We start from the raw sequence: 23,492 nt of genomic DNA on the forward strand, positions 1-23,492 counted from the left end.
ATGTCGCAACACGCACCCCTGGTGATTGTCACCCACGTCGTCAACGCCGCAGTCACTGAGGGATTCATCCCCGCAGCACGGCAGTTGGGCTATCCGGTTCTGCTGCTGACCGATCAGGGCAAAGCCCACAATCAGGTACTGCACGGCGCCGCCGCCATTCTGGAATGCGATGTTTTCAATCCGCTATCCATCCTCGACACGCTGACCGACCACGGCATCACACCTGCCGCGTTGTTCTCCAACAGCGATCACCTACAGACATCCACCGCCATCGCCGCTGCCGCACTGGATCTGCCGGGCAAAGACTGGCGGATCTGCTATGCCGCCAAAGAGAAATGGCGCATGCGGCAACGGCTATCGGCGCTGGGTCTGCCCAGCACCTGGTCGAGCCAACTGCTGCCGGACAGCCGCGTAGAAGCAAGCTGGCCCTGGCCGCTGGTGCTCAAACCCAGCCAGGGCGTCGCGTCTATGGACGTCACATTAATGCCAACCCCACAGGCGCTGGAGCAGTTTCTGGCGCCGCAGGCATCCCGCGCCACGCTACTGCTGGAGCAGTTCATCGACGGGCCGCTGTTTACGCTGGAAACGCTGGGCGACGGCCGGGATCTGCTGGCTGTCGGCGGCTTTGACGTGGAGCTGTCGCCACCGCCGCATTTCATCGAAACCCAGGCGCGCTGGCAGGGAGAATACAGCCGACGCTGGCGTCAGCAGGCGCTGGAACAACTGCGTCGGTTCGGCGTCGGGTTCGGTGTGTGCCACAGCGAATTCATCGCCACGCCGTCCGGCCCGGTACTGGTGGAAATCAACTATCGCAGCATCGGCGATGGTCGCGAATTTCTGCTGGATCGTATCCTGCCCGGCGGCTGGTTCACGCCGATCCTGCAACTGCATTTAGGGCAGCCGCTCCCGCCGCAACAACCTTCCCATACCGAAGCATTGATTCACTATCTGGTGGCGCAGCAGGAAGGCCGGTTGAAACAGGCGCCGCAGCCCGCCGCCCATGACGGGTTGCGCTACCGTCCGCTGAAGCAGGCCGGTGATGACATCAGCCTGACCCATTCCAATAAAGACTATCTCGGCGTGCTCTATCTACAGGCCGACGATCGCCAGCAACTGGAACGGCTCTATCAGCAAACGCTGCAACAGCTTACGTGGGAAATCGCCTGATGAATCAACATGACTACATCACTCTGCGCATCATCAACGCCTGCCTGCGGGAAAACGTCGCCGACCTGATTGCCCAGGGAACTATCCGTCGGGAAGAGGACGGATGCTGGCTGTACGCCTCACACCTGCGGGTGCCGCTGCGCCTGCGCGTGCGCGACAGCGACTACATGCAACCTTGGGTCGCCGCAACGCCGGCCTGGCAGGAACGGCATCAGGACGGCTGGCTGGATCGGCACGGCTACGCCGACTGGCTGGATCTGCTGATGCCGCCCGACGACGATGACGCCCGCGCACTGTACCGGAACTACCGGGAAGAAGCCGACGCCGCCTGCGAGCAGGGGGAACTGTGTCGGCAGGCGTTTGTACGGCTCGCCGATCTGTTGGCGACGCCGCCGGCGGATCGCGACTGGGGCGAACGCCTGCGCCACGCAGACCAAATCGCCAGCTATCTCGATCACCCGTATTACCCGACGGCGCGGGCCAAATTCGGTTTCAGCGCGACACAGCTGACGCAGTATGCGCCGGAATTCTGCCAGCCGTTTTCACTGCGCTGGCTGGCGCTGCCCCGCACGGCGCTGACGCGACTGAACCCCGACGCGCGCCCCGGCTGGTGGCCCAGCTTTCATCAGGTCCGGGGCTGCCCGAGACGCTGGCGCAAACCCACGAGCTGCTGCCGGTACATCCGCTGACCTGGACGCAATTGGACACGCTGCCGGCGCAGGCGGTGGCCGCCCCGGAACCCTGCGTGTCGGTGTATCCCACGCTGTCGGTGCGCACCGTTCAGCTTGCCGAACACCCCGGCGATCACCTCAAGATGCCGCTGGCGATGCGCACGCTGGGGCAGAAGAACATCCGCCTGATCAAGCCCTCCACCCTGTACGACGGCCAGTGGTTCGCCGAGGTGCTGCCGCTGTTGGCGCAACAGGATCCACTGCTGCAGGGGCGCTACCGTCACGTAGACGAAGCCTTCTGCGGCCATCTGGGCGAGGAAAAACTGTTCGCGTTTCTGCTGCGTCGCTATCCCTCCCCGTTAGCGGGTGAGACGCTGGCGCCGGTGGCGGCGCTCGGCGCCGATATGCCGGATGGCCGCCCTTATGTCTGCGCGGTGCTGGATCAGCCCGGTATGCCGTCGCTGGCGTCCTGGTGGCGCGAATATTGCCAGCTCATGGCGGACGTACACCTGACGCTGTGGCTGCGTTACGGCATCGCGCTGGAGTCCAATCAGCAGAACGCCATCCTGAGCTTCACGCCGCATCAGCCGTTGTCGCTGATGATGAAAGACAACGACGCCGCCCGCTTGTGGCCATCACGTTTCGCCGCCGCCCGGCCGGATCTGTCTGCCCGGCTGGCGGCTTTGCGCGACGACCGTATCCGTGTAGACGACGAACAGGCGCTCGCGCAGATGTTCATGACCATCACCGTGCAGTTGGATCTGGCGGCGGTACTGGAAAACCTCGCCGGCCGGGGGCTGGTTGAGCGCGCCGGCGCCTACCAAACGCTGCGCGACGCGCTGGCGACGACGCTCGCACAGCTGGAGCAACAGGGTACGGACACCGCATTTGCCAGACAGGTTCTGTTCGATGACCCGCGACAGCCGGTCAAATACCTGTTGCAAAGCGGCAGCCTGCTCAGCAAGCAGGCCTCCGGCGCGGCGGATATCAATAAATACTACGGGTACAGCGGCCCCAACTTTTTACGGCGGGACGCTATCTGATGCGCCGGGTGCTGGCGGTGGTGCTGGCGTGCCATTTTCTGGCCGCGTTTACCATATTGGGCGTCCCCCTGTTCTTGCCGCGACTGTTGGGGGATCTAGGGGTTGATGCCGCCAGCCCGTGGGTTGGCGCGCTCTACAGCCTGCCCACGCTGATGACCGCGCTGTGCGCCGGCGCCTGGGGCCGATTCGCCGATCGTTTTGGTCGGCGGCTGTCGCTGCTGCGGGCGCTGGCCGGGCTGACCGTCGCATTCGTGATGGCGGGGCTGGCGCCCTCGCTGCCGTGGCTGATCGCCGCGCTGCTGCTGCAAGGCGTGGCGGGCGGTACGCTGGCGGCGGCCAACGGTTATCTGGCGGTCAGCCTGCATGGCGACGATCTCGGCCGGGCGCTGAACTGGACGCAATTCTCCGCCCGGCTGGCGCTGCTGACCGCGCCGGTGGGGTTGGGATATGTGTTCAGCCAGTTTCCCGCATTAACGCTCAGCCTCTATCTGTGGCTGGCGCTATTGCCGCTGGGCGGTCTGCTGCTGGCGTTCACCCTGCCCGCCGATACCGTCGCCGGCATTCAGCCGGCGACGCGCGACGGCACCCCGCCATCTCCGCCGCTGCTGGCGCTGTTGTCGCTGCAATTTTTGTTCAACTTCGCCATGGTGGCCACATTCCCCTATTTCCTGCCGTACGCCCAACGCTGGCTGACGCAACCCTGGGTTATCGGCCTGTTTTACAGCTGGCCCCATCTGCTCTATCTGCTGCTGTTGCCGTTGACCGCCCGCCGATCGCCCTCACCGCGCTATCTGGTCGTCGGGCTGTCGCTGATGGCGATCGCCGCGCTGTGGCACAGCCTGCTGGACAGCGCCGCCGCGTTGCTGAGCGCCCGCAGCCTGTTCGGCATCGGCATGTTTCTCGGCTATATCGGCCTGAATCAGCACATTAGCCGGGCGACGCGGCAACACAACGCCGGGCACTGGTTCGGACGGCTGGATGCCGTCGGTAAGAGCGCCGGTGTTGTGGCCGGGCTGGCCGCCGGTTGGCTCATCCCCCAGGCCGGCGTGCAGGCGCCGTTTGTCGCCTCCGCGATCGCCGCCGTGCTGGGGCTGTTTATTCTTCTGTCACGACATGTAAAGGAACCCACCTATGTTCACATCGTTCGCCGCCCATAAGGAACATCAACCGGCCTCGACGCCCCCTTCGCCATTGCGGGAGGCAGCGGAATACGAGACGCTGACGGCACTGCTCAACTGCTACATCCGTGAATTCGCCCTGCCGGCACGCCGGGTTCATCGCGCCGACGGCGGTAATATCCCGCAGGCGCTGAACAGCAAGATGATTGCGGGTGAGACTATCGTTATCGAACTGGCGGCCAGCGAGAAAACGCTGGCGATCAAGGCGGATCGCTGGAGCCTGCTGGCGCGAGGGCGCTACAGCAGCGCGCCGTTCGTCAAACAGTTCGGCAAACCCTGGCGCGCCATCAGCGCGGCCCAGACCCTGCGACTGATTCAGGAAGAAATGGCGGCCCAGCTCGAACAGCCATTCAACCACGAGCTGGCGCAGCAAATTGAAAACAGCATCGACGTCACGCAGGATTTCCTCGCGGCGCCGCCGTCCGGGCAACAGGACGGTTTTATCCGCAGCGAACAGGGGCTGCTGTGGGGCCATCCGCTGCATCCCAGCCCAAAAAGCCGCAGCGGCGTAACGCGGGACGCACTGCTGGCCTGCTCGCCGGAAGTGGGGGCGCACTTTCCGCTGTACTGGTTCCGCATCGACCCACAACTGTTGCAGCACCAGGGCGATGCGCAGGCGCCGATCATGCTGGAAACGCTCGCCGGCGAGCCCCATCTCTATCCGTGCCACCCCTGGGAGGTCGAACACATTCGCCGTTCGCCGTTGTATCAACAGGCTGAACGCCAGGGGCTGATTACCCCGGTCGGCCCGCGCGGGGTGGCGATGTATCCGACGTCGTCGGTGCGTACCCTGTATCGCGCCGGGCTGCCCTATTTTCTCAAGTGCTCCATCCACGTCAGGCTGACCAACTGCGTGCGCAAAAACGCCTGGTATGAGCTGGAAAGCGCAGTACGCCTGAGTGAACAGCTTAACGACGTGTTCAACCGCATCGAAACCCGCGTGCCGGGGTTCCGCATCATGCGCGAACCGGCCGCCACCAGCCTGGATTTCAGCGTCATCGCCACGCCGGAACAGCAGCCGGACGTCCTTCACCTGCAAGAATGCTTCGGCCTGCTGTACCGCGAAAACCTGCCGGACAGCGCCGATGTCGCACTGGCGGGCGCGCTGTTCGCCTGGGATCGCCACGGCGATAGCCAGATCGCGCCGCTGATCCAACAACTGGCGGAAACACAGCGGCTGACCCGCCAGCAGGCGGCGATCCGCTGGTTCGATGCTTATCTGGCCGTGCTGTTGCCGGGGGTGCTGGGCGCATTTTTTGATGAAGGCATCGTGTTTGAACCGCACCTGCAAAACACCTTGATCGGCCTGCGGGACACGTTGCCGCACCGCATCTGGGTGCGCGATCTGGAAGGCACCAAGCTCGATCCGGCGCGCTGGCCGTCGGCGTCGCTGGCGGCGATGTCCGAACGCGCGCGTCAGTCGGTCTACTATCCGCGGGAAAAAGGCTGGCAGCGCATCGCCTACTGCCTGCTGATCAACAACCTGTCCGAAGCCGTGTTCCATCTGGCGGCCGGCGACCGCACGCTGGAGCGACAGCTGTGGCAAACCTTGTCTGTGCGGCTCGAATCCTGGCGGGATCAGCCGGAGATCGCCGCGCTGCTGGCCGGCGCGCCGATCCCCAGCAAGAACAACCTGCGCACCCGGCTGCTGCAACGCGCCGACAAACAGGCGGATTACACCTTGATCCATCACCCGATGAGGAGCCCGGCATGACCCCCGCCGTTTACCAGACCCTGAGCCGGTTGCAGTCATCGCGCACCGCCCCTTTCTGCGCCTATGTTTATGATTTATCAGCGCTGCATGCACATGCGTCCGCCATGAAGGCGGCGCTGCCGCCCGGCTGCGAACTGTTCTATGCCGCCAAGGCCAACCCGGATGCCGCCATCCTCACCACGTTGGCGGACAGCGTGGACGGTTTTGAAGCCGCGTCCGGCGGCGAGTTGTCTTGGCTGACGGAACAGGTGCCCGGCCGCCGGTTGATTTTCGGCGGCCCCGGCAAACTGCCCGCAGAACTGGAGCAGGCGGTTGCGCAGCGGATTGATGCGCTGCATGTGGAAAGCCTGAACGAGCTGCAACGGCTGGAACAGTGCGCCGAACGGCTGGCGACGCCGGTCAACATCATGCTGCGCATGAATATTCCGCTGGAGGGCGTGACCGGCACCCGGCTGATGATGGGCGGTAAACCGACGCCATTCGGCCTTGATGTCGCCGAACTGCCCGCAGCCATCGCCCGTATCAAAGCCAGCCGCGGGCTGAAATTACAGGGATTCCACTTTCACCTGATGTCGCATCAGCTGGAGGTGGCAACGCACCTGTCGCTGATGCGCCGCTACCTCGACACCGTGCATCAGTGGCAGCGGCAATTCGATATTCAGGTACCGGTGGTGAACGTCGGCGGCGGCATCGGCATTAACTATCTCGATCCGCAGCGCCATTTCGACTGGCAGGATTTCTGCCGCCAGTTGCCGCAAGTCATTGCACAAACCGGCAGCCACGGGTTGCGGTTGCGCTTTGAATGCGGCCGCTACGTGAGCGCCGCCTGCGGTTATTACGTGATGGAGGTGCTGGATGTGAAAAAAAATCTTGGGGAATGGTTCGCCATCGCACACGGCGGCACCCACCACTTCCGCACGCCGGCGGCGCAGGGCCATAACCACCCGTTTAGCGTACTGCGCCGTGAACACCTGCCGCCGACGGTAGAACAGCAACCGATCACGCTGGTCGGCCAGCTCTGCACCCCCAAAGATGTGCTGGCACGCCAGCAGCCTGTTGCGGCGCTGGCGCCGGGCGACTGGCTGGTATTCCACCTCGCCGGCGCCTATGCCTGGAATATATCCCACCAGAATTTCCTGATGCATGCGCCGCCGGAAATGATTTATCTGCCATAACCCGCGCACTCACGGAGCAGGGCGATACACCCTGCTCCGTTGATGTTATTGTTTCAGACTGTTCTCCCGTCGACGTGCAAGGCAACCGCCAGCCGGTTTGCCGACGGCTCATGCAACGCCGACGCTTTCTGCCTTTTGGGAAACAATCCGGGAAATTTTCCCGATAAAACAAGGAGTCAAGACAAGACTATGGTTTCCTTCCTCTATCGCTGCCTGCTGCTGTGCAGTCTGGTCTCCGGCGTTGCCGCCGCCCCCGTTACCGTCGTCGATATCGCCGGCCGCAGCGTCAGCGTCGATGCGCCGGTATCGCGGGTCATGCTGGCGGACAGCCGAATGCTGCTGGCGCTGAACATCATTCACCCGGCCACGCCGCTGAAAGGCATCATCGCCTGGGACGATTCCCTGACCACCCGGGCGCCGGATATGGCCGCCCATTTCGCCCGCCGCTACCCGGCTCTGAACCAGATCCCGGTGTTCGCCAATCCCTACCGTACCGATTTCAGCGTTGAGCGTGCCCTGACGCAGCACCCGGATCTGATCGTGTTTGATATCGGCATTCAACCCAAGCTACAGGGGAATGGCACCCTGGCGCTGCTGGAAAAAAGCCGGATCCCGGTGATCTTCATCGACTTTCGCCAGCAGCCGATGACCAACACGCTCAGCAGCATCCGTCTGCTGGGGCAGGTTTTCGGCGAGCAACCGAACGCGGAACGGTTTATCGCCCGCTACCAACAATTGTTCGAGCGCATTCAGCGCCGTGTGGCGCCGATCCCCGCCGAACGGCGGCCGACAGTGCTGTTTGAAAACCATGCGGGTATGACCGGCGACCAATGCTGCGCGATCTTCGGCAGCAACAGTTTCGGCCAGTTTATCGAGGTGGCCGGCGGGAAGAATCTCGGTGCCGGGCTGGTTCCGCCGCAGGGCGCGGACGTCAATCCGGAACAGGTGATTACCAGCAACCCTGATATCTATCTGCTCAGCGGCGCCGACTGGAGCCAGCGCGGCGGCGTGTCGCAAGCGGTACCGCTCGGTTACGGCACCACCCGTGAGGCCTCGCTGCCTCGGTTACAAAAGCTGATGACCCGCAACAGCCTGTCGGTACTCAAGGCGGTGAAAGAGAAGCGGGTGATGGCGATGTATCACCAGTTTTACGACAGCCCATTCAACGTCATCGCGCTGGAAGCGATGGCGAAATTGTTCCATCCCGACGCCTTCGCCGAGGTGAACCCGCAGGCCGATCTGGAAGCGCTGTTTCAGGCGTTTACCGGCGTGGAATATAGCGGTCTGTTTTTCCTGACGCTGTAATGTCGACACACCGCCCATAAACACAGGGGGAGGCGCTCGTCAAACGCCTCCCCCTGTCGATCTCTGCCGTCATATTCGTTCAGACGATAATGACGGCGGTTATAGTCATCAGAACTTGTAGCTCATCCCGGCGGTAAACGAGCGGCCCGGCGCAGGCTGACGTCCCCACGGGCTGGTATCGACGCCCCGGAACCAGTAATCCTTGTCGAGCAGGTTGTTCACGCCCACATAACCGGTAAGCGAGGTGCGTTCAGATTTGTACAACTCGCGGCTGACCTGCGCGTTCCACACCCAATAGGACGGCTGCGGGCCGACCGAACCGGAACTGTTTTCCACCGTCGAGTTGGCGGTATCGGAGAAGGACTTGCTGAAGTAGTAGCCCGCCAGCGTAAAGGTCGTCCCCCGCCAATCGTAGCTGCCGTCCAGCGTCACCTGGGAACGGGAAGAGTAAGGCACGCGCCGGCCTTTGTTGACGCCGTTTTCCTGCTCGGCATCCAGCCAGGCGTAACCGGCATGCAGGCTTAACCCCTCTACCGCGGCCGGTTTCCAGAAGCCTTCCAGCTCGATCCCCTGATGGCGGGTCTTCCCGATGTTCAGGTAGGAATCCGTCGCACTGTCGTAGGAGATCTGATCTTTGTAGTCGATACGATACAGCCCCGCGTTCAGACTGACGTCTTTCGTCGGGGTATAACGCACGCCGCTCTCATAGTTCCAGGCCAGCTCCGAACTCACATCGCCGCCTTTGACTATCTGAGTCACCTGCGCCGGGCGCAGGCTCTTCTGTGCGTTGGCGTACAGGAACCAGCTCGGCGTCAGTTGGTAGCCGACCGACAGCCCCGGCAGCCACTGGTCGTCCGGCGCGCTGGTACTCAGCCCGCTGATGCGATCCTGGTATTTTTCACTGACATGTTCAAACCGCACGCCCGGCGTGATGGTCAGGGTGTCGTCCAACAGCTTGACGGCGTTGTTCAGATAGCCGGCCCAGGCATCGTCGTTAAATTTCCAGTCGCGGGTGGTGGTATAGGCGTTGGTGGCGAAGCGGTACTGTTTGACCTGATAATCGATGTCTTCTTTCACAAAACGGCCGCCGACCGTCCATTGCTGGTTCACCTTGTCGCCATACACGTTCATGCTTAAACGCGGTTCGGTACCCCAGACCTTAAAGTCGCGCGGCGAGTTCTGCACAATCTGCGCAGGCAGCGACGGGTTCCAGGTTTCGGTCGAGGAGCTTCTCATTCCGACATGGAAATCACGGCTGGATTCATGGCCGAAGAACGTCCAGTTAAATTCGGCGGAATCGATGAACCCCAGCGAGCCCAATTGCTGGTTGTACACTGCACTGTAGCGCTTGGTATGCCCGTCATAATCATCGTAAGGCCGGGTACTCTTGCGGCGACTGGCTTCATAATCCGCCGCGGTCAGCGCCCCCGCCAGATCGGCATGCGCATCATAATACTGGTAGGAAAAATCGAGCGATGTGTCTTCGTTGATATTCCACAGCCCGCGGATACGGTAGTTCTGCACATCGCTGGCACTGTGCTCGCGGAAGGAATTGCCTTTGACCTGATTGGCTTCCACCTGCAGGCCGAAGCTGTCATTCACCATGCCGCCGGTGCGCAGATAGGTGTCCCACAGATTGCGTCCTTTGCCGTAAAAGGTTGCCCGCTCGGCGATCTCGTTTTCCCATTTCACCGGGATCGGCTTGCTGACCAGATTGATCACCCCGCCCACGTTGTTGGGGCCATACTGTACCGCCGCGCCGCCGCGCACCACATCGATACGGTCAATCGAGGCGAACGTCACCGGGAACAGCGACATCCCTTCCTGCCCGTAAGGCGCCAGCGCCAGTGGAATACCGTCCTGTAGGATCTGCGCACGCCCGCTGCGGCTGTCATACAACCCGCGCACGGCGATCTGCGGCAAGACGCCGGTACCGGTTTCGTCCTGAATCTTGACCCCCGGAACACGTTGCAGGGCGTCATCCAGAGTACGGTTGGCGCCTTTTTCAAGCTGCTCATTGCTGATGACGGTACGGTTCCCCGGATACGTTTTCACCTGTTCAGCGCGTGAATCCCCTAATAAATCACCGTTGACAGTTATTTTGTCTTCCTGTGCCCAGACGGAACTACTGGCAAAAATCAGCGCCAGTGCGCTGGCTATACGGCTACGTTGCATCGTAATAATTATCCCTAAATGATGTGCACTAATGAGAATGACTATTGTTTCACGAATAATTATCATTATATAGACGTTTCTTAACAGAAAACAACCAAACCGCACCGAATGTCATCTATATGATAACTAATGATTATTTTAAAAATCATCGTCACAGCGCCGCACAAGGCTGAAACTTTTGCTCAAAAAAATCGTGGATGAAGCCCTTGCATTTCCCACAACTGGAATGATAATCACTATCATTATTCATTTACCTATATTTACACAGCCTCGCTACGCCTGAACCCTGGCGCTGCCGGTAGGGCTTGTTAAGGGGTCATCCATGTTCGTTCCCTTATTAATCATGTTTCGCGAAGGGCTGGAGGCGGCGCTGATCGTCAGCCTGATCGCCAGCTATTTGAAACGTACCCAGCGCGAGCAGTGGTTGGGCGCGGTCTGGGTCGGCGTCGCTCTGGCCGTGACGCTGTGTCTGGCGCTCGGCCTGTTCATCAACGCCACCACCGGCGAATTTCCACAGAAACAACAGGAGCTGTTCGAAGGCATCGTGGCGGTGCTGGCCGTCGCCATCCTGACCTACATGGTGTTCTGGATGCGCCGGGTTTCCCGCTCGGTAAAACTGCATCTGGAAGGCGCTATCGATCAGGCGCTCGGCGCCAGTAAGCGTCAGGGCTGGGCATTGGTGGCGATGGTATTTTTCGCCGTAGCGCGCGAAGGGCTGGAGTCGGTATTTTTCCTGCTGGCGGCCTTTCAGCAGGATGTCGGCGCCGCCGCGCCGTTCGGCGCCGTGCTCGGGCTGCTGTGCGCCATCATCGTAGGCGCGATGATCTACTGGGGCGGCGTAAAACTGCATCTGGCCAAATTCTTCAAATGGAGCGGGCTGTTCATCCTGTTCGTCGCCGCCGGGCTGGCCGCGGGCGCAATCCGCGCCTTCCACGAAGCCGGATGGTGGAATCACTTGCAGGAAGTGGCGTTTGATTTCAGCGCCACGCTGTCCACTCACACCCTGTTCGGCACCCTGCTGGAGGGCATTTTCGGCTATCAGGAAACCCCCAGCGTCAGCGAAGTGGTGGTCTACTTCCTGTATCTGCTGCCGGCGCTGATGTTCTTTTTCCTTCCGCGACGCCCGGTGACAATATCGCCCCCGGCGCAGCGTAATACCCATCATTAATCGAAAAGGGATCTGTCTATGTCTACACCGTTTTTTCGCCGTTCCGCGCTGTGCGCCGCACTGCTGACCTTCCCGGCCGTTGATGCGCTGGCGGCGGATGTCCCCCAGATCAAAATCACCGTCAATGATAAACAGTGCGAACCGATGCAGGTCACGGTGGCGGCGGGCAAAACGCAGTTCGTGGTGTATAACGCCAGCCAGAAAAACCTGGAGTGGGAAATTCTCAAAGGCGTCATGGTGGTGGAGGAGCGTGAAAATATCGCGCCGGGCTTCACCCAGAAAATGACCGCCAATCTGGAGACCGGCGAATACGACATGACCTGCGGCCTGCTCAGTAATCCGAGAGGCAAGCTGATCGTCACGGCGGCGGCAGGAAATACGCCGGCGGCGAAAACCAGCGTGCTCGATCTGGTCGGCCCGATTGCCGATTACAAGGTCTACGTCATCCGCGAAGTCGACGAGCTGGTCAAACAGACCAAGCAGTTCACCGACGCTATCAAGGCCGGCAAACTGGACGACGCGCGTAAGCTGTACGCGGTAGCCCGTCAGCACTATGAACGTATTGAGCCCATTGCCGAACTGTTCTCCGATCTCGATGAAAAAATCGACGCCCGTGAAGATGACTATGAGAAAAAAGCCGCCGATCCGAATTTCACCGGCTTCCATCGTCTGGAAAAAGCGCTGTTTGCCGACCATTCGGTCAAGGGATCGGAACAGTACGCCGACCAACTGTACGGCGACGTGTTAGAGCTGCAGAAACGCATCGCCAGCCTGACCTTCCCTCCCGCCAAGGTAGTGGGTGGCGCCGCCGGGCTGATTGAAGAAGTGGCCGCCACCAAGATCAGCGGCGAGGAAGATCGCTATAGCCGTACCGATCTGTGGGATTTCCAGGCCAATGTCGACGGCGCGCAGAAGATCGTCAACCTGCTGCGACCACTGCTGGAGAAGGCCAATAAGCCCTTGTTGAGCAAGGTCGACGCCAACTTCAAAACCGTAGACGGCATTCTGGCGAAGTACAAAACCCAAGACGGCTATCAATCTTACGAGAAACTGACCGACGCCGACCGCAACGCACTCAAAGGGCCGATCACCACGCTGGCGGAAGACCTGTCCCAACTGCGCGGCGTATTGGGTCTGGATTAAGGCGAAGCACCATGAGCGACAAAAACGGCCCGTACCGCGGGCCTCACTGTGAACAGGCGGCGTCTCCCGCACGTCGTCGGCTGTTGCAAGGGCTGGGCATGATGGGTGGCGCGTTGATGCTGGGCGGCAACCGTCCGGCGCACGCGGAAACGCAGCCGCAGACGGCACAGGATGAACGTTGGGAAACGCAACCGTTCCACGGCCCCCATCAGGCCGGCGTGCTCACACCGCAACAGGCGGCGATGATGCTGGTTGCCTTCGACATCCTGGCGCCCCATCGCCAGGATTTAACCCGCCTGTTCAAACTGCTGACGCAGCGTATCGCCTTCCTGACGCAGGGCGGCAAAGCAGAGGATATCGATCCGCGCCTGCCGCCCCTCGATTCCGGCATCATGGGCCCGGAGATCTACCCGGATAATCTCACCGTCACCGTTTCCGTCGGCGCATCGCTGTTTGACGATCGTTTTGGGTTACAGACACTCAAGCCACTGAAATTGCAGCGTATGACCCGTTTTCCAAACGACTCTCTGGATGCCGAACTGTGTCACGGCGATCTGTTGCTGCAAATCTGCGCCAATACCAACGAAACCGTACTGCACGCCCTGCGCGACATCATCAAACAGACGCCGGATCTGCTCAGCGTGCGTTGGAAACGGGAAGGGTTCATCTCCGCACATGCCGCACGCAGCAAAGGCCAGGAAACGCCGATCAACCTGCTGGGTTTCAAGGACGGCACCGGCAACCCGGACAGCGGTGACGCCACGCTGATGGAACGCATCGTTTGGGTCGCCCCGCAATCCGGCGAACCGGCATGGGCTGTCGGCGGCAGCTATCAGGCGGCGCGTATCATCCGTTTCCATGTGGAATTTTGGGATCGCACGCCGCTCAAGGAACAGCAGACCATTTTCGGCCGTGAGAAACACAGCGGCGCGCCGCTTGGTATGAAAAACGAGCACGACACACCGGACTACAGCCAGGATCCAGAAGGTAAAGTGATCCCATTGGACTCACACATTCGCCTGGCCAACCCGCGCACGCCGGAAACACAGGCGAATCTGATGCTGCGTCGCGGTTATAGCTATTCACTCGGCGTATCCCGTTCCGGTCAGCTCGACATGGGGTTATTGTTTGTTTGCTATCAGTCCGATCTGGAAAAAGGGTTTATTACGGTACAGCAGAAATTAAACGGCGAACCGCTGGAGGAATATATTAAACCGATCGGCGGCGGTTATTTCTTTGTTTTACCGGGCGTCAAAAACAGCGACGACTTTCTGGCCAGCGGATTATTATCAACATCCTTTTCATGAGGTAAATATTCGAGAAATAACGATAACGCTGACGCCATCGATATTAAAAACCATCAATCCGGTGCATATTGACACCGGATTGATATACCACTCCGCCGTATTATCGGCCCTGATATCAGGAAGTATGGGTAGTATGCTGCGGAGGCACATCCTCAAACGCGGTAATATGCGTATCGCCCTTCAGCGGCTGATAAACATAGACTTTGACGATTTTAGTCGGCGCCTCTGGATAAACGGCTACCGCTTTGGTCAAAAAGGAATAATTGGTGCCGTTCACGACCTGTGTAGCGACGAACAGCGGCGTGTAGTGCACGCCCAGCAAGCGCCCTACCACGGTTTCAAATAACGATTTATCCGTCGCATCCAGATCGTGAAACGGAGTCCAGCCACCAGCGAGTTGAGTTGCCATTATTTTCACCTTATCAAGTAGATAAATTCACATCCTGAATATTTGAGTTGCAAACGCAAAGAGCCCTCCGAAATTAACCCAGAAAAAATAAGAGCCAGGAGCGCCATCAATACGCCAGCAATTAAAACACAAGGTATATACCAGTTCGTTCTTCGGTTGTTCCCCAAAGAACGATGAAATAAGCGTAGTTGCGGAGTGAATAACCGGCAAGGACAGAAATAGCATTTAATATAGTAATAAAATCGAAAAAATATATTTACTAAACAATGAAACCTCATCCACCAACAGCAAATAATTAGTCTAATTAGTATTAATGTTATTATCAGGAATAATTCATTTAAATATCATCAATATCACTCTCGTATCTATACCCCCAATAATTCGCGTGGCAGATAGGTGATAATTTCGATGCGCGGATTCCCGCGAGTCATGCCGACGAACGAACACCGACGGCACCCTGTCATGCAGGTTGGTGCAAACCTTTGCCGGTGCGGCTACGGGCAACTACCGCGAGCCCATCGGCGTGAACCAAGCGGAGATGAAGGTTTCAACCCGGGAACGATCCCAAACAACAGCGGCATAGCCCCATGGAAGAGGCATCACGATGCCGCCGTCTTTGCCCATTAACGCATCGCCCGCCGTCTCAAATACTACGGTGCGGCCTGCCGGGTTAAGCGAGAGACTCGCCCTGATACTCAATCGTGGCCGTTGATCGGCTGACGCGACCCCGGACACACCAACTGACGGCTCTTGATGTGGTACATCTCCAGATCGGCGCGCAGGAAAAACGCCATTTCCCATGGGTTCTTGTTGATGAAGGCATGGCGAACTTCCTCAAACAACGGCGTGTCATGGGCAATCAGGTGGGCATCCCCCTCAATCAGGGTGTAATTCCACTCGATTGAGCGCTCAAAGGTGTAACGTGCGCGCTCGTCCATGGCGAAGAAACAGTGGGGATTGCGTTTCAGCTGTTTGGATTTGAAGGTTTCCGGGAAGGTAATCAGGAAAACGTCATCCTCCACCGAGGAGAGGAACGCCAGTACCGTGGTATGCGGCTGCTCTTCCGCCATCGTCACCAGCACGCCCACCTTGTTGGAAAAATCACGGTTTTCGGTGTCCGGCAAGGTCAGCAACGGCGTATAAGGCACCGGATGTTCCGGCCGTTCATCACGGGGATAGGCATAGCCCGGCTCACGAATCTCCAGCACTACGCTCAGGCCGTACATCAACTGGCACTCACGCGGCGTCAGCAACACCCAGTCCTCCTCCACCGCGGCCACCCGGCCTTTGTAGGAGGCGCGGTATACCGAGATGTTGGCATCGAACTCATCCACGCCGGTACGGTTGTCCAGATGCAGCGTCGCCAGATCGCCCACCGCCAGTGCATGCCCCTTGGGGAAAAACACCTTTAGGCTATTGTCACTACGGGGATAAACCCCGCAAACGTGGATTACCACATTGCCGTGCTGATAGGCAGCCAAAACGCCAAGCACTTGTTTGCCAAGAAAATGCACCAAATTCATATTGCAGCACCTTGTTATGTTGGGAGGATATCGAGGCTTCCGCCGCGCCGAAAAACGGCCGACCCGCGCATCCCCATTGCCTGCTATTTTCGCCAGGCCCTAAAACCCGCGCCTGACGCCATTCAGAAGCCATTCAGAAGCTATTCATCATAATACGAAACAACGCCCCGGCTGCACGACGCCCCCGAATAATGTGTGAAAAATACTCACATGTATGTGATTTTTTCGCCAGGGATATTCCCATTTCACACCGTTATGCTCGGAGGGTCTTTTCCACAGAGGGTATCGACATGAGAGGGTATCGCCATGAATGACCTGATGATTATGCTGCTGGGCCTGTTCGCCGGCAGCCTCAGCGGAATTATCGGCACCGGCGGCTCGATCGTGCTACTGCCCGCATTGGCCTGGGCATTCAGCCCGCAGATCGCGGTTCCCATCATGGCCATCGCCGCACTGATGAGCAACCTGTCCAAAGTCGTGTTATGGCGCAGCGCCATCCATCTACGCGCCTTGCTCTGCTACAGCCTGCCCGGTGTTCCGGCGGCCGTTATCGGCGCAGGGCTGCTGTGGATCATGCCGGTCGCTGTTTCCAGCCTGTGCATCGGCCTGTTTTTCCTGCTGTTGATCCCGCTGCGCCGACTGGCGCAACAGCACGCCGTCACCCTAACGGACGGCCAGTTGGCGACCGCAGGCGGCGTGGTGGGATTTCTCACCGGCGTGGTTTTTTCCACCGGCCCGCTGATGCTGCCGGTATTCGCCGGCTACGGATTGCTGAAAGGCGCGCTGATCGCCACCGAAGCGGCGGCCTCGCTGCTGCTCTATCTCACCAAACTATCCACCTTCGGTGCGATCGGCGCCCTGCCCGCCACTACGCTGCTGTACGGCGTGCTGATCGGGCTGACGCAAGTCGCCGGCGTATTCCTCGGCAAACGCTTCGTGCTGCGCCTGTCCGATCGCCAGTTTCAGCGACTGCTGGACACCATGCTGCTGATCGCCGGGTTATCGATGCTGTGGGGCGGCGCTCGCTAACGCAGCGTCAGGAAGTAATCAAGGTAATGGCGATATTCATCGCCCAGCGGCGGCAATGAAGAAAAATCGAAAAAACGCACGTCGTGGGACTCGGTCTTATCCACCTGGATCTCGCCGTGATAATGCCGGGAAACATACAACGCGGTAATGACGTAAATCTGATCCTGATTCGCCAGGGTAAAAAAGTGCTCGGGGCCGGAGAACACCCGCAGAAAAACCAGATCCTTCAGCTCAAGCCCGGTTTCCTCGCGCACTTCGCGTCGGGCGGTATCCTCCAGCGACTCTCCCAGCTCCAGCAAGCCGCCGGGCAATCCCCAACAGCCGTCGGTGCGGTGCTGCAACAGCACCTGGCGGTCGCGGTTAAGGATGATCACGTTCGATCCCGCCAGCAACAGTGGTTGATGGCCGATTAACCGCCGCATGCTCTGCACGTAATTCATTCATTTTCCACTTCTTTTGTCGCTCGTCGCCCACAGCGTAGCCCGGTTATATGACAATCAGACGCCGCTATCGCGCCCTTGCGCCAACAGCCAGTCCTCAAACCGGTGGTGCAGCCGGGTTTTCGCCACCCCGGCGGGCGTCAGCAGAAAATAAGTGCGTTGGGCGATACGCAGCGATGCCAGCGGCGCCGTCAATCGCCCCAGTTCACAGTCCCGCGCCAACAGCGGCAACGGCGCCGGGGCGATGCCCAGCCCGTCGATCAAGGCGGCGTAAGTGACATAAAAATGATCGAAGCGCAGCCAGTTCAGGTTGCCGCGGTCGATGAATCCCGCCAGGTCGAACAGCTGCTGCCAGTAGCCGGGGCGCGTCTCCGTATCGATCAGAGTGTGACCCGCCAGATCATCCAGCGTATACAGCGGCTGTCGTTCCAGCAGCGAAGGCGCCGCCAGCAGCGTGTAGTATTCGTTCATGAACGGCTGCGCCGTGAAGCGGTCGTTATTGAACGCGCCGAGCCGGATCACCAAATCAAACCCGCTGGTCATCGCCAGTTGTTGCGTCGTGGCGGTATGGATCTGGATCAAGGTGCCGGGGTTGTGCTGATAGAACGCCGGCAATCTCGGCGCCAGCCAACGCATGGTAAAGGTGGCGGGCGCGCTGATACGCAATAGCTGGGTCGCCTCGCCGCGGCCGTAGCGCCGGGCGGCCTCATCGATACCGGCCAACGCATCGCCCATTTCTTTGGCGAACGCCTGCGCGTGCAGCGTCGGCACCATGCACTGACCGGAACGCACAAACAGCGTTTGCCCCAACCAGGCTTCCAGAATACGGATCTGCCGGCTGACCGCGCCGTGGGTAATATGCAGTTCTTCGGCGGCGGCGGTATAACTCCCGGCGCGGCAGGCGGCCAGAAACGCTTTCAGGGCGGGTAAGGGAGGAATGCGGGAAGTCATGTTATCTCCGGAGCCGAAAAGACACCGCCCCACTCTACTGCCGTTGCGACGTTGCTACAAACGGCTCAGGCAGTCCATCGCCACCGCTTTGAAGCTGTCGAAGTCCGGGCATTCCCGCAGCCGGGCCATCGCCCGCTCGCGCATGAAGGTGACGAACAGGTCGTAGATCGCCATCGCTTCTTCATATTCGCTTTTACTGATCGCCAGCAAAAAGATCGCGTAGGCGGTTTCATCGCCCCAGGGGATGCCCTGCGGCGCCAGCACGGTAAACACCACGGTTTCCCGCGCCATCAGCCCCAGTGAGTGCGGCAGCGCGATACCTTCCCCCAGCATGGTGCTGACGATAGCCTCGCGCTCCACCACCGAGGCGTGGAAATCGCCGTCCACCCGCCCTTCGCGCTCCAACTGGCCGCACAGCGTGCGGAACAGCGTCGCTTGATCCATCGGCTGATCGATGATGCAAAAGTGTTGTCGGTCGAAAAACTTCTCCAGCATGTAAGGCCGGGTGCGATCCACCAACACCAGCTTCCCGAGCTGCTCCAGCTGGTAGTCAGTGGGAAACGGCGACATCACCAACACCGGTTTGCCCTTCTCCGCTAACCGGGTGGTGGAAATGACAAAATCCTCTTCCACCTCCGGCAAAGTACGGTAGTCGCGCAGCGAGATAATGTTGTTCACCACCATTTGCGGATAGCGCCGCCACAACATGGCCTGAATCATACGGATGGTGGAATTGCCGGTGTCGCACACCAGCAGCACCTGCGGGTGACGCTGGTAGCCCACGTCGTAGTGCCGCTCCAGCCCGACGCCGATATGCAGCACCAGAAAACCCACTTCGTTTTCGCTGATCACATAGGGCGTGTACTTACTCCAGCTCGACACTGCCGCCAGCGTGACGTCGTAGGCCATCGGGTAGTGCTGCTTGATATTGGTCAGCAGCGGATTGGGGATGGTTATCTGGTAACGCACTCGGGTGATCATGGTCTTGATGTGCGTCAGCAGATCCGCCCGCAGTTGCGGATCGTTCTGCAGGTTGAAGTTGTAGTGGGTGTTGATGTAACTCAGGATGTAGTCCACCAGCGATTCGCCGTCGTCAGGGCTGATGGCGCTGGCATTGCCGGACAGCTCCTGAATGCGGCGCGCCGCCAGGTTCACCCGCAGATAGGCTTCCTCCGATGCGGAAATCGCCTTGCCGGTCATGGCGCGCATCACGCTGATCAACTGGTGCGCCGCTTCCCGCACGTCGTCGTCCACATCCTCGGCGGTAAAGTCGGACAACGGGTACCCCTCGCCGATGCGACGGATCGCCACCGCGCAATACAGCCCCAAATAGCATTCGGCCTCGTCGGTCATCCGAATGCCGCTGCGCGAGAACACATCGTGCAGAATCACTTGCAAACGGCTCAGCGTCTCGCGATCCAGCGCCGTCGACGGCAGTGTCGGCGCCTCCCCGCCGTCGTCCTGCACCATCTGGTACACCAAATCGGTCAGGCAGGTGCGGATCGACACTTCGCTGCCCAGCAGCTTCATGCCGTAGCGCGGCCGGGTTTCGATCGACAAGTGATAACGCCCCAGCACCTCCCGCACCTCCGCCATGTCGCTTTGCAGGGTGGGACGGCTGACGAACCAGCGCTCGGCCACATCCTCCAACTTGAACGCGAACGCCGAGGTGAGAAAACGCACCAACAGCGACTGCACCCGTTCCGTTGAAGTACGCGGCACGCGGGTAGGCATCGCCGCGGTCTGGGTGGCTTCCCAGCAGGCGTAGCGTTGCGCATCCTGAATCTGCAACTGATACCCGACCCCGCGACTGAGCACCAAATGCGCGCCATGTTCCGCCAATAACTCATTGATCTGCGAGATATCGGTACGCACGGTGCGCGTCGATACCGCAAGACGCCGCGCCAGCTCATCCTGGGGCAGCGGTTCGTTTTTCAGCAGGTCAAACAATTGGGCCAGTCTTGGGTTGGAAAATCGCACTGTGGTTATCCGTCGTTCGGGAGCGCCAGCCGCTCCCGTTATTCATCATACCGCTCGGGTCATCATGCCGACCACGCAACAGGAACGCGCTCGCCACATACTGACAGGCTTACGCCAGCAAGCGTCGGGTCATCGCCAGCAGTTCCCGCACATCATCAGGGCGGGTATCACCGCTGGCTTTATCGATGATCGAACTATAGACGTGCGGGATGATTTTGCTGACCCCGGCGTCCAACGCCACCCGGACTATCGCTTCATAGTTATGCAAATCGATGCCGCCGGTCGGCTCCAGCCAGAAATCCTGTTTGGCGCAGGCTTCCGCCACGGCGCTGAACTCGTCGATCGCCGCCAGTCCGCCCATCGGGAAATATTTGACCGAGCTGCCGCCCATATCCTGCAACATGGCGATGGCGGTCGCCACCGGCACGATGCCGTCCGCCTGACGCGAACTGCGCGGCCCGGTGGAAATTTTCACCTTGCCGACCTCGCCGGTGGGCGACACCAGCCCGTTGACCACCGTCTGAGATTGGCCCAGCAACGCCCGGCTGGCGGCCACGCCGGTGAACACCTGATTAACGTGCTGCGGTTGCAGTGCGGCGGAAATCTCGCTGACCATCGCCGACTGGTTCGGGTCGCCCGCCCCCAGCCCCACCGACAATGCATTATCGATAAGCGCGGCGTACTCACGCATATCCGCCACCGCGTCCGGCACGCTGGCGTAATTCTTCGACAGCACCCCCACCAGCACATAGCCTTCCGCCGCCTGCCAGATCTCACGGGCATTGGCTTTGGAACCGGCCAGTACGTTCAGGCAGATACGATCCTGATAAAACTTCGGCGTCAACGTCATGCGCGTGCTCCTCCGGCAATAACCGCACGCAGACGGTCGACAATCGTTTCAAGCTGATCCGGCGTAACGCTGCGCACGTCCACCTCCACTTTGCCCTCGTTGGCTTTGTAGCCGCGGAAATAAATGGCGACATCGCCGGCCTTCAGCGCCTGCACCAGTGCCGCCGTCGACTGGCCGATGACACGCTCGTCCAGCCGGATTTCGGTACGGGCGATATCGCGCCCCGCCGCATCCCACACCACGCTCGCCTGTACGCCGGGCAGTTGATTGAGCCCGTCGATAAAGGGCGTCATCTTCGCCACCATCTCGGCGCTGCTCGGGCGGCGTTGGCTCAGATAGTTTTCAATCGCCTGCGTCAGCCCCAGAATGCCCTCTTTGCCCACTTTCATGGCGCGGCCGATACCGGCGGATTGACGTTTTACCCACTCGACGTATTGACGACGGCCGATCACCAGCCCGCTGGTGGGCCCTTCCAGCGCTTTCGCGCCGCTGTAGATCACCAGATCCGCGCCGTCGCGGTAATAACAATGCAAATCCTCTTCGGCGGCGGCATCGACAATCAGCGGCACCTGGTGTTCACGCGCCACCGCTGCGGCCTGCGCCACGCTGAGGTGGCTTTTCTGCACGCAGTGGTGGGATTTGATATACAGAATCGCGGCGGTCTGCGGCGTTACCGCAGCGGAGAGCTGCGCGGCGGAGCACTCATTGGCGTAACCCGCTTCCACCAACCGACCGCCGCCCAGTTGCACCATGGTGCCCACCGGCGCGCCGAAATTCACGTTGTGGCCTTTCGGCGTCACGATATCGTGTGGAACGGTCAACGGCTCCGCGTGCAGGTTTTCCAGCAACCACTCGTTGTCTTTGACAATCACCGCCGCGACCGACTGGGCGATCCCCGCCGACGCGCAGGACACCACCACCGCGTTTTCCACCTCCAGCAGGCGGGCGATGTAGGCGCCGGTTTTATCGACCAGATCCTTCATCTCGAAATAGTGGCGGAGACCGTAACGCACGGTCTCCGCCACGTCGTCCGACGGCGTCGAAACGCCGAGAATGGTCATACGGCCGGAGGCGTTGATTACCGGCTTCAGGCCGTACTTTTCATACATTGAAGACATGATGCTTTTTTCCTTCATCGGTCATAAACCACTGGCCCGCCACCATGGCGGCCAGTGGTATCAGAGTGCAATTCCCCTGTAGCAGGACGTTGTCCGAATCCGTCAACGGCACAGCGCCGTCACGCAACCTAAACAGCGTCAGGTCGGCGTCGAACCCCGGCGACAGACACCCTCGGCGCTGTAAATGCAGCCCTTGCGCCGCGTTGCACGTTACCCGGTCGATCACCTGCGGCAACGTCATGCCCAGCGCGAGAAATTTGGACATCACATGCGCCAGACTGCGCACGGAGCCATCCAGCCGATTGCGGCAATAAATATCCGAACTGATGGTATCCGGCAGGATGCCCTGGGCGATGGCTTGCCGCGCTACCTCAAAACTGAGGCTGGCGGAGCCGTGCCCTACATCCAGCCGCACACCGCGCGCCAGCGCCGCTTGCATCGCCGCGCGCAGCTCGCCGGCCGGCGTCAGTATCCGGTTCGGCTTGCCGTGGTAGCAGTGGGTCAGAATATCGCCGGCGCTCAACAGCCCGGCGATCTCATCCAGATCCGGCGGGTTATTGCCGACGTGCACCATCAGCGGCAGCCCGCCGCAGCGCTGTTGAATCGCCTTGGCGCGGCGCAGCGGTTCAATGCCATTGCGCCCCACCACGCTGCTGCTCATGCGCGCTTTAAGACCGACGATAAAATCAGGCAGCCGCTGAACCGCATCACAGACGGCATCGCCGTCGATATCGTCGAGATTGGCCAGCTCCGCCTGGGTAATCAGCCCGATACGGGAGACATTGAGCAGCGCCTGTACCCGGGTAGACGCCTGCGACGCCAGCGCATGAAAATCATCCACATCGTTGGCGCCGGTGCTGCCGGCATCAATGACGGTGGTCACGCCGGTATCGATGCCGACGCGATCCGGTTCATCGTGATAAATGGGGGACGTCGGATAGCAATGTACGTGCGAATCTATCCAGCCCGCGCTGAGGTACACGTCCTGCGCTAACCTCAGCTCCTGCCGCGCCGCGCCGACGATCTCGCCGACGGCGGCGATCCGGCCGTCGAGGATCGCCACATCCGTCTGCCGTTCATCGGGCAGACGGGCGCGGCGAATAATCAGATCGAACATAGATCCTCCTGACCGGCTGGCCGCGCCAG

20 protein-coding genes are annotated in these 23,492 nt (G+C 60.2%); 11 read left to right on the top strand and 9 right to left on the bottom strand.

From position 1 onward, the window contains the following. From DPA2511_RS16090 to DPA2511_RS16115, 7 genes are all read left to right on the top strand, one after another. Complete coding sequence (locus DPA2511_RS16090; protein WP_015854800.1) at positions 1-1,167, top strand: siderophore biosynthesis protein PvsA; 1,167 nt, start codon at positions 1-3, stop codon at positions 1,165-1,167. Beyond that, positions 1,167-1,856, top strand: coding sequence for an IucA/IucC family protein (locus tag DPA2511_RS24005; RefSeq protein ID WP_226376609.1), 690 nt, complete (start codon positions 1,167-1,169; stop codon positions 1,854-1,856). The genes DPA2511_RS16090 and DPA2511_RS24005 overlap by 1 nt, the downstream gene beginning before the upstream one ends. Continuing rightward, the gene (locus DPA2511_RS24010) at positions 1,778-2,881 is read left to right on the top strand and encodes an IucA/IucC family C-terminal-domain containing protein (protein ID WP_226376610.1); all 1,104 of its coding nucleotides are present in this window, start codon (positions 1,778-1,780) and stop codon (positions 2,879-2,881) included. Before DPA2511_RS24005 ends, DPA2511_RS24010 begins: the two co-directional genes overlap by 79 nt. Beyond that, entirely contained in the window at positions 2,881-4,038 is a 1,158-nt protein-coding gene (locus DPA2511_RS16100; protein ID WP_015854802.1) for an MFS transporter, read from the top strand. The genes DPA2511_RS24010 and DPA2511_RS16100 overlap by 1 nt, the downstream gene beginning before the upstream one ends. Then, on the top strand, positions 4,013-5,773 hold the full coding sequence (locus tag DPA2511_RS16105; RefSeq protein ID WP_015854803.1) for an IucA/IucC family protein: 1,761 nt from the start codon (positions 4,013-4,015) through the stop codon (positions 5,771-5,773). Before DPA2511_RS16100 ends, DPA2511_RS16105 begins: the two co-directional genes overlap by 26 nt. Further along, positions 5,770-6,948: a type III PLP-dependent enzyme gene (locus DPA2511_RS16110; RefSeq protein WP_015854804.1), complete on the top strand. Its 1,179-nt coding sequence runs from the start codon at positions 5,770-5,772 to the stop codon at positions 6,946-6,948. Before DPA2511_RS16105 ends, DPA2511_RS16110 begins: the two co-directional genes overlap by 4 nt. 189 nt (positions 6,949-7,137) lie before the next feature. Continuing rightward, positions 7,138-8,253, top strand: coding sequence for an ABC transporter substrate-binding protein (locus tag DPA2511_RS16115; protein ID WP_015854805.1), 1,116 nt, complete (start codon positions 7,138-7,140; stop codon positions 8,251-8,253). Positions 8,254-8,361: 108 nt separating this feature from the next. Here the strand turns inward: DPA2511_RS16115 and DPA2511_RS16120 are convergent, their stop codons facing one another. Further along, positions 8,362-10,428, bottom strand: a complete 2,067-nt coding sequence (locus DPA2511_RS16120) for a TonB-dependent receptor family protein (protein ID WP_015854806.1) — start codon at positions 10,426-10,428, stop codon at positions 8,362-8,364. Positions 10,429-10,750: 322 nt separating this feature from the next. Between DPA2511_RS16120 and efeU the strand changes: the two genes are divergently transcribed. The 3 genes from efeU to efeB are packed head-to-tail and all read left to right on the top strand — an operon-like array spanning position 10,751 to position 14,046. Further along, complete coding sequence (efeU, locus tag DPA2511_RS16125; protein ID WP_015854807.1) at positions 10,751-11,596, top strand: iron uptake transporter permease EfeU; 846 nt, start codon at positions 10,751-10,753, stop codon at positions 11,594-11,596. A gap of 18 nt (positions 11,597-11,614) precedes the next feature. Continuing rightward, the gene (efeO, locus tag DPA2511_RS16130; RefSeq protein ID WP_015854808.1) at positions 11,615-12,739 is read left to right on the top strand and encodes an iron uptake system protein EfeO; all 1,125 of its coding nucleotides are present in this window, start codon (positions 11,615-11,617) and stop codon (positions 12,737-12,739) included. 11 nt (positions 12,740-12,750) lie between these two features. Next, a complete protein-coding gene (gene efeB, locus DPA2511_RS16135; protein WP_015854809.1) occupies positions 12,751-14,046 on the top strand; it encodes an iron uptake transporter deferrochelatase/peroxidase subunit in 1,296 nt (431 codons plus the stop codon). A 115-nt stretch (positions 14,047-14,161) separates the two neighbouring features. On the opposite strand, the gene DPA2511_RS16140 is transcribed toward efeB, so the two are convergent. Both DPA2511_RS16140 and DPA2511_RS16145 read right to left on the bottom strand, forming a co-directional pair. Further along, the gene (locus DPA2511_RS16140) at positions 14,162-14,455 is read right to left on the bottom strand and encodes a hypothetical protein (RefSeq protein ID WP_015854810.1); all 294 of its coding nucleotides are present in this window, start codon (positions 14,453-14,455) and stop codon (positions 14,162-14,164) included. 695 nt (positions 14,456-15,150) lie between these two features. Then, the gene (locus DPA2511_RS16145) at positions 15,151-15,978 is read right to left on the bottom strand and encodes a hypothetical protein (RefSeq protein ID WP_015854811.1); all 828 of its coding nucleotides are present in this window, start codon (positions 15,976-15,978) and stop codon (positions 15,151-15,153) included. Positions 15,979-16,284: 306 nt separating this feature from the next. Between DPA2511_RS16145 and DPA2511_RS16150 the strand changes: the two genes are divergently transcribed. Next, a complete protein-coding gene (locus DPA2511_RS16150) occupies positions 16,285-17,007 on the top strand; it encodes a sulfite exporter TauE/SafE family protein (protein ID WP_015854812.1) in 723 nt (240 codons plus the stop codon). On the opposite strand, the gene DPA2511_RS16155 is transcribed toward DPA2511_RS16150, so the two are convergent. The 6 genes from DPA2511_RS16155 to DPA2511_RS16180 all read right to left on the bottom strand — a co-directional run bounded on the left by DPA2511_RS16155 (position 17,004) and on the right by DPA2511_RS16180 (position 23,463). Beyond that, entirely contained in the window at positions 17,004-17,447 is a 444-nt protein-coding gene (locus tag DPA2511_RS16155; RefSeq protein WP_015854813.1) for an NUDIX hydrolase, read from the bottom strand. The two genes, DPA2511_RS16150 and DPA2511_RS16155, sit on opposite strands and share 4 nt — an antisense overlap. A 57-nt stretch (positions 17,448-17,504) precedes the next feature. After that, positions 17,505-18,398, bottom strand: a complete 894-nt coding sequence (locus DPA2511_RS16160; RefSeq protein ID WP_015854814.1) for a LysR substrate-binding domain-containing protein — start codon at positions 18,396-18,398, stop codon at positions 17,505-17,507. Positions 18,399-18,452: 54 nt separating this feature from the next. Beyond that, positions 18,453-20,378: a BglG family transcription antiterminator gene (locus tag DPA2511_RS16165; RefSeq protein ID WP_015854815.1), complete on the bottom strand. Its 1,926-nt coding sequence runs from the start codon at positions 20,376-20,378 to the stop codon at positions 18,453-18,455. A 109-nt stretch (positions 20,379-20,487) separates the two neighbouring features. Then, on the bottom strand, positions 20,488-21,228 hold the full coding sequence (gene dagF, locus DPA2511_RS16170; RefSeq protein WP_015854816.1) for a 2-dehydro-3-deoxy-phosphogluconate aldolase: 741 nt from the start codon (positions 21,226-21,228) through the stop codon (positions 20,488-20,490). Next, a complete protein-coding gene (locus tag DPA2511_RS16175; RefSeq protein WP_015854817.1) occupies positions 21,225-22,346 on the bottom strand; it encodes a DgaE family pyridoxal phosphate-dependent ammonia lyase in 1,122 nt (373 codons plus the stop codon). Before DPA2511_RS16175 ends, dagF begins: the two co-directional genes overlap by 4 nt. After that, the gene (locus DPA2511_RS16180; RefSeq protein ID WP_015854818.1) at positions 22,330-23,463 is read right to left on the bottom strand and encodes an amidohydrolase/deacetylase family metallohydrolase; all 1,134 of its coding nucleotides are present in this window, start codon (positions 23,461-23,463) and stop codon (positions 22,330-22,332) included. The genes DPA2511_RS16175 and DPA2511_RS16180 overlap by 17 nt, the downstream gene beginning before the upstream one ends. Positions 23,464-23,492: the final 29 nt, after the last annotated feature.

It is taken from the genome of Musicola paradisiaca NCPPB 2511 (assembly GCF_000400505.1).
Classification (GTDB): domain Bacteria; phylum Pseudomonadota; class Gammaproteobacteria; order Enterobacterales; family Enterobacteriaceae; genus Musicola; species Musicola paradisiaca.

Coding starts and splice junctions, on each gene's coding strand:
- DPA2511_RS16150 (WP_015854812.1), top strand. CDS start 16,285: ATGAATGACCTGATGATTATGCTGCTGGGCCTGTTCGCCGGCAGCCTC.
- DPA2511_RS16100 (WP_015854802.1), top strand. CDS start 2,881: ATGCGCCGGGTGCTGGCGGTGGTGCTGGCGTGCCATTTTCTGGCCGCG.
- dagF (WP_015854816.1), bottom strand. CDS start 21,228: ATGACGTTGACGCCGAAGTTTTATCAGGATCGTATCTGCCTGAACGTA.
- DPA2511_RS24005 (WP_226376609.1), top strand. CDS start 1,167: ATGAATCAACATGACTACATCACTCTGCGCATCATCAACGCCTGCCTG.
- efeU (WP_015854807.1), top strand. CDS start 10,751: ATGTTCGTTCCCTTATTAATCATGTTTCGCGAAGGGCTGGAGGCGGCG.
- DPA2511_RS16115 (WP_015854805.1), top strand. CDS start 7,138: ATGGTTTCCTTCCTCTATCGCTGCCTGCTGCTGTGCAGTCTGGTCTCC.
- DPA2511_RS16145 (WP_015854811.1), bottom strand. CDS start 15,978: ATGAATTTGGTGCATTTTCTTGGCAAACAAGTGCTTGGCGTTTTGGCT.
- DPA2511_RS16180 (WP_015854818.1), bottom strand. CDS start 23,463: ATGTTCGATCTGATTATTCGCCGCGCCCGTCTGCCCGATGAACGGCAG.
- DPA2511_RS16120 (WP_015854806.1), bottom strand. CDS start 10,428: ATGCAACGTAGCCGTATAGCCAGCGCACTGGCGCTGATTTTTGCCAGT.
- DPA2511_RS16175 (WP_015854817.1), bottom strand. CDS start 22,346: ATGTCTTCAATGTATGAAAAGTACGGCCTGAAGCCGGTAATCAACGCC.
- DPA2511_RS16105 (WP_015854803.1), top strand. CDS start 4,013: ATGTTCACATCGTTCGCCGCCCATAAGGAACATCAACCGGCCTCGACG.
- efeO (WP_015854808.1), top strand. CDS start 11,615: ATGTCTACACCGTTTTTTCGCCGTTCCGCGCTGTGCGCCGCACTGCTG.
- efeB (WP_015854809.1), top strand. CDS start 12,751: ATGAGCGACAAAAACGGCCCGTACCGCGGGCCTCACTGTGAACAGGCG.
- DPA2511_RS16160 (WP_015854814.1), bottom strand. CDS start 18,398: ATGACTTCCCGCATTCCTCCCTTACCCGCCCTGAAAGCGTTTCTGGCC.
- DPA2511_RS16110 (WP_015854804.1), top strand. CDS start 5,770: ATGACCCCCGCCGTTTACCAGACCCTGAGCCGGTTGCAGTCATCGCGC.
- DPA2511_RS16090 (WP_015854800.1), top strand. CDS start 1: ATGTCGCAACACGCACCCCTGGTGATTGTCACCCACGTCGTCAACGCC.
- DPA2511_RS16140 (WP_015854810.1), bottom strand. CDS start 14,455: ATGGCAACTCAACTCGCTGGTGGCTGGACTCCGTTTCACGATCTGGAT.
- DPA2511_RS16155 (WP_015854813.1), bottom strand. CDS start 17,447: ATGAATTACGTGCAGAGCATGCGGCGGTTAATCGGCCATCAACCACTG.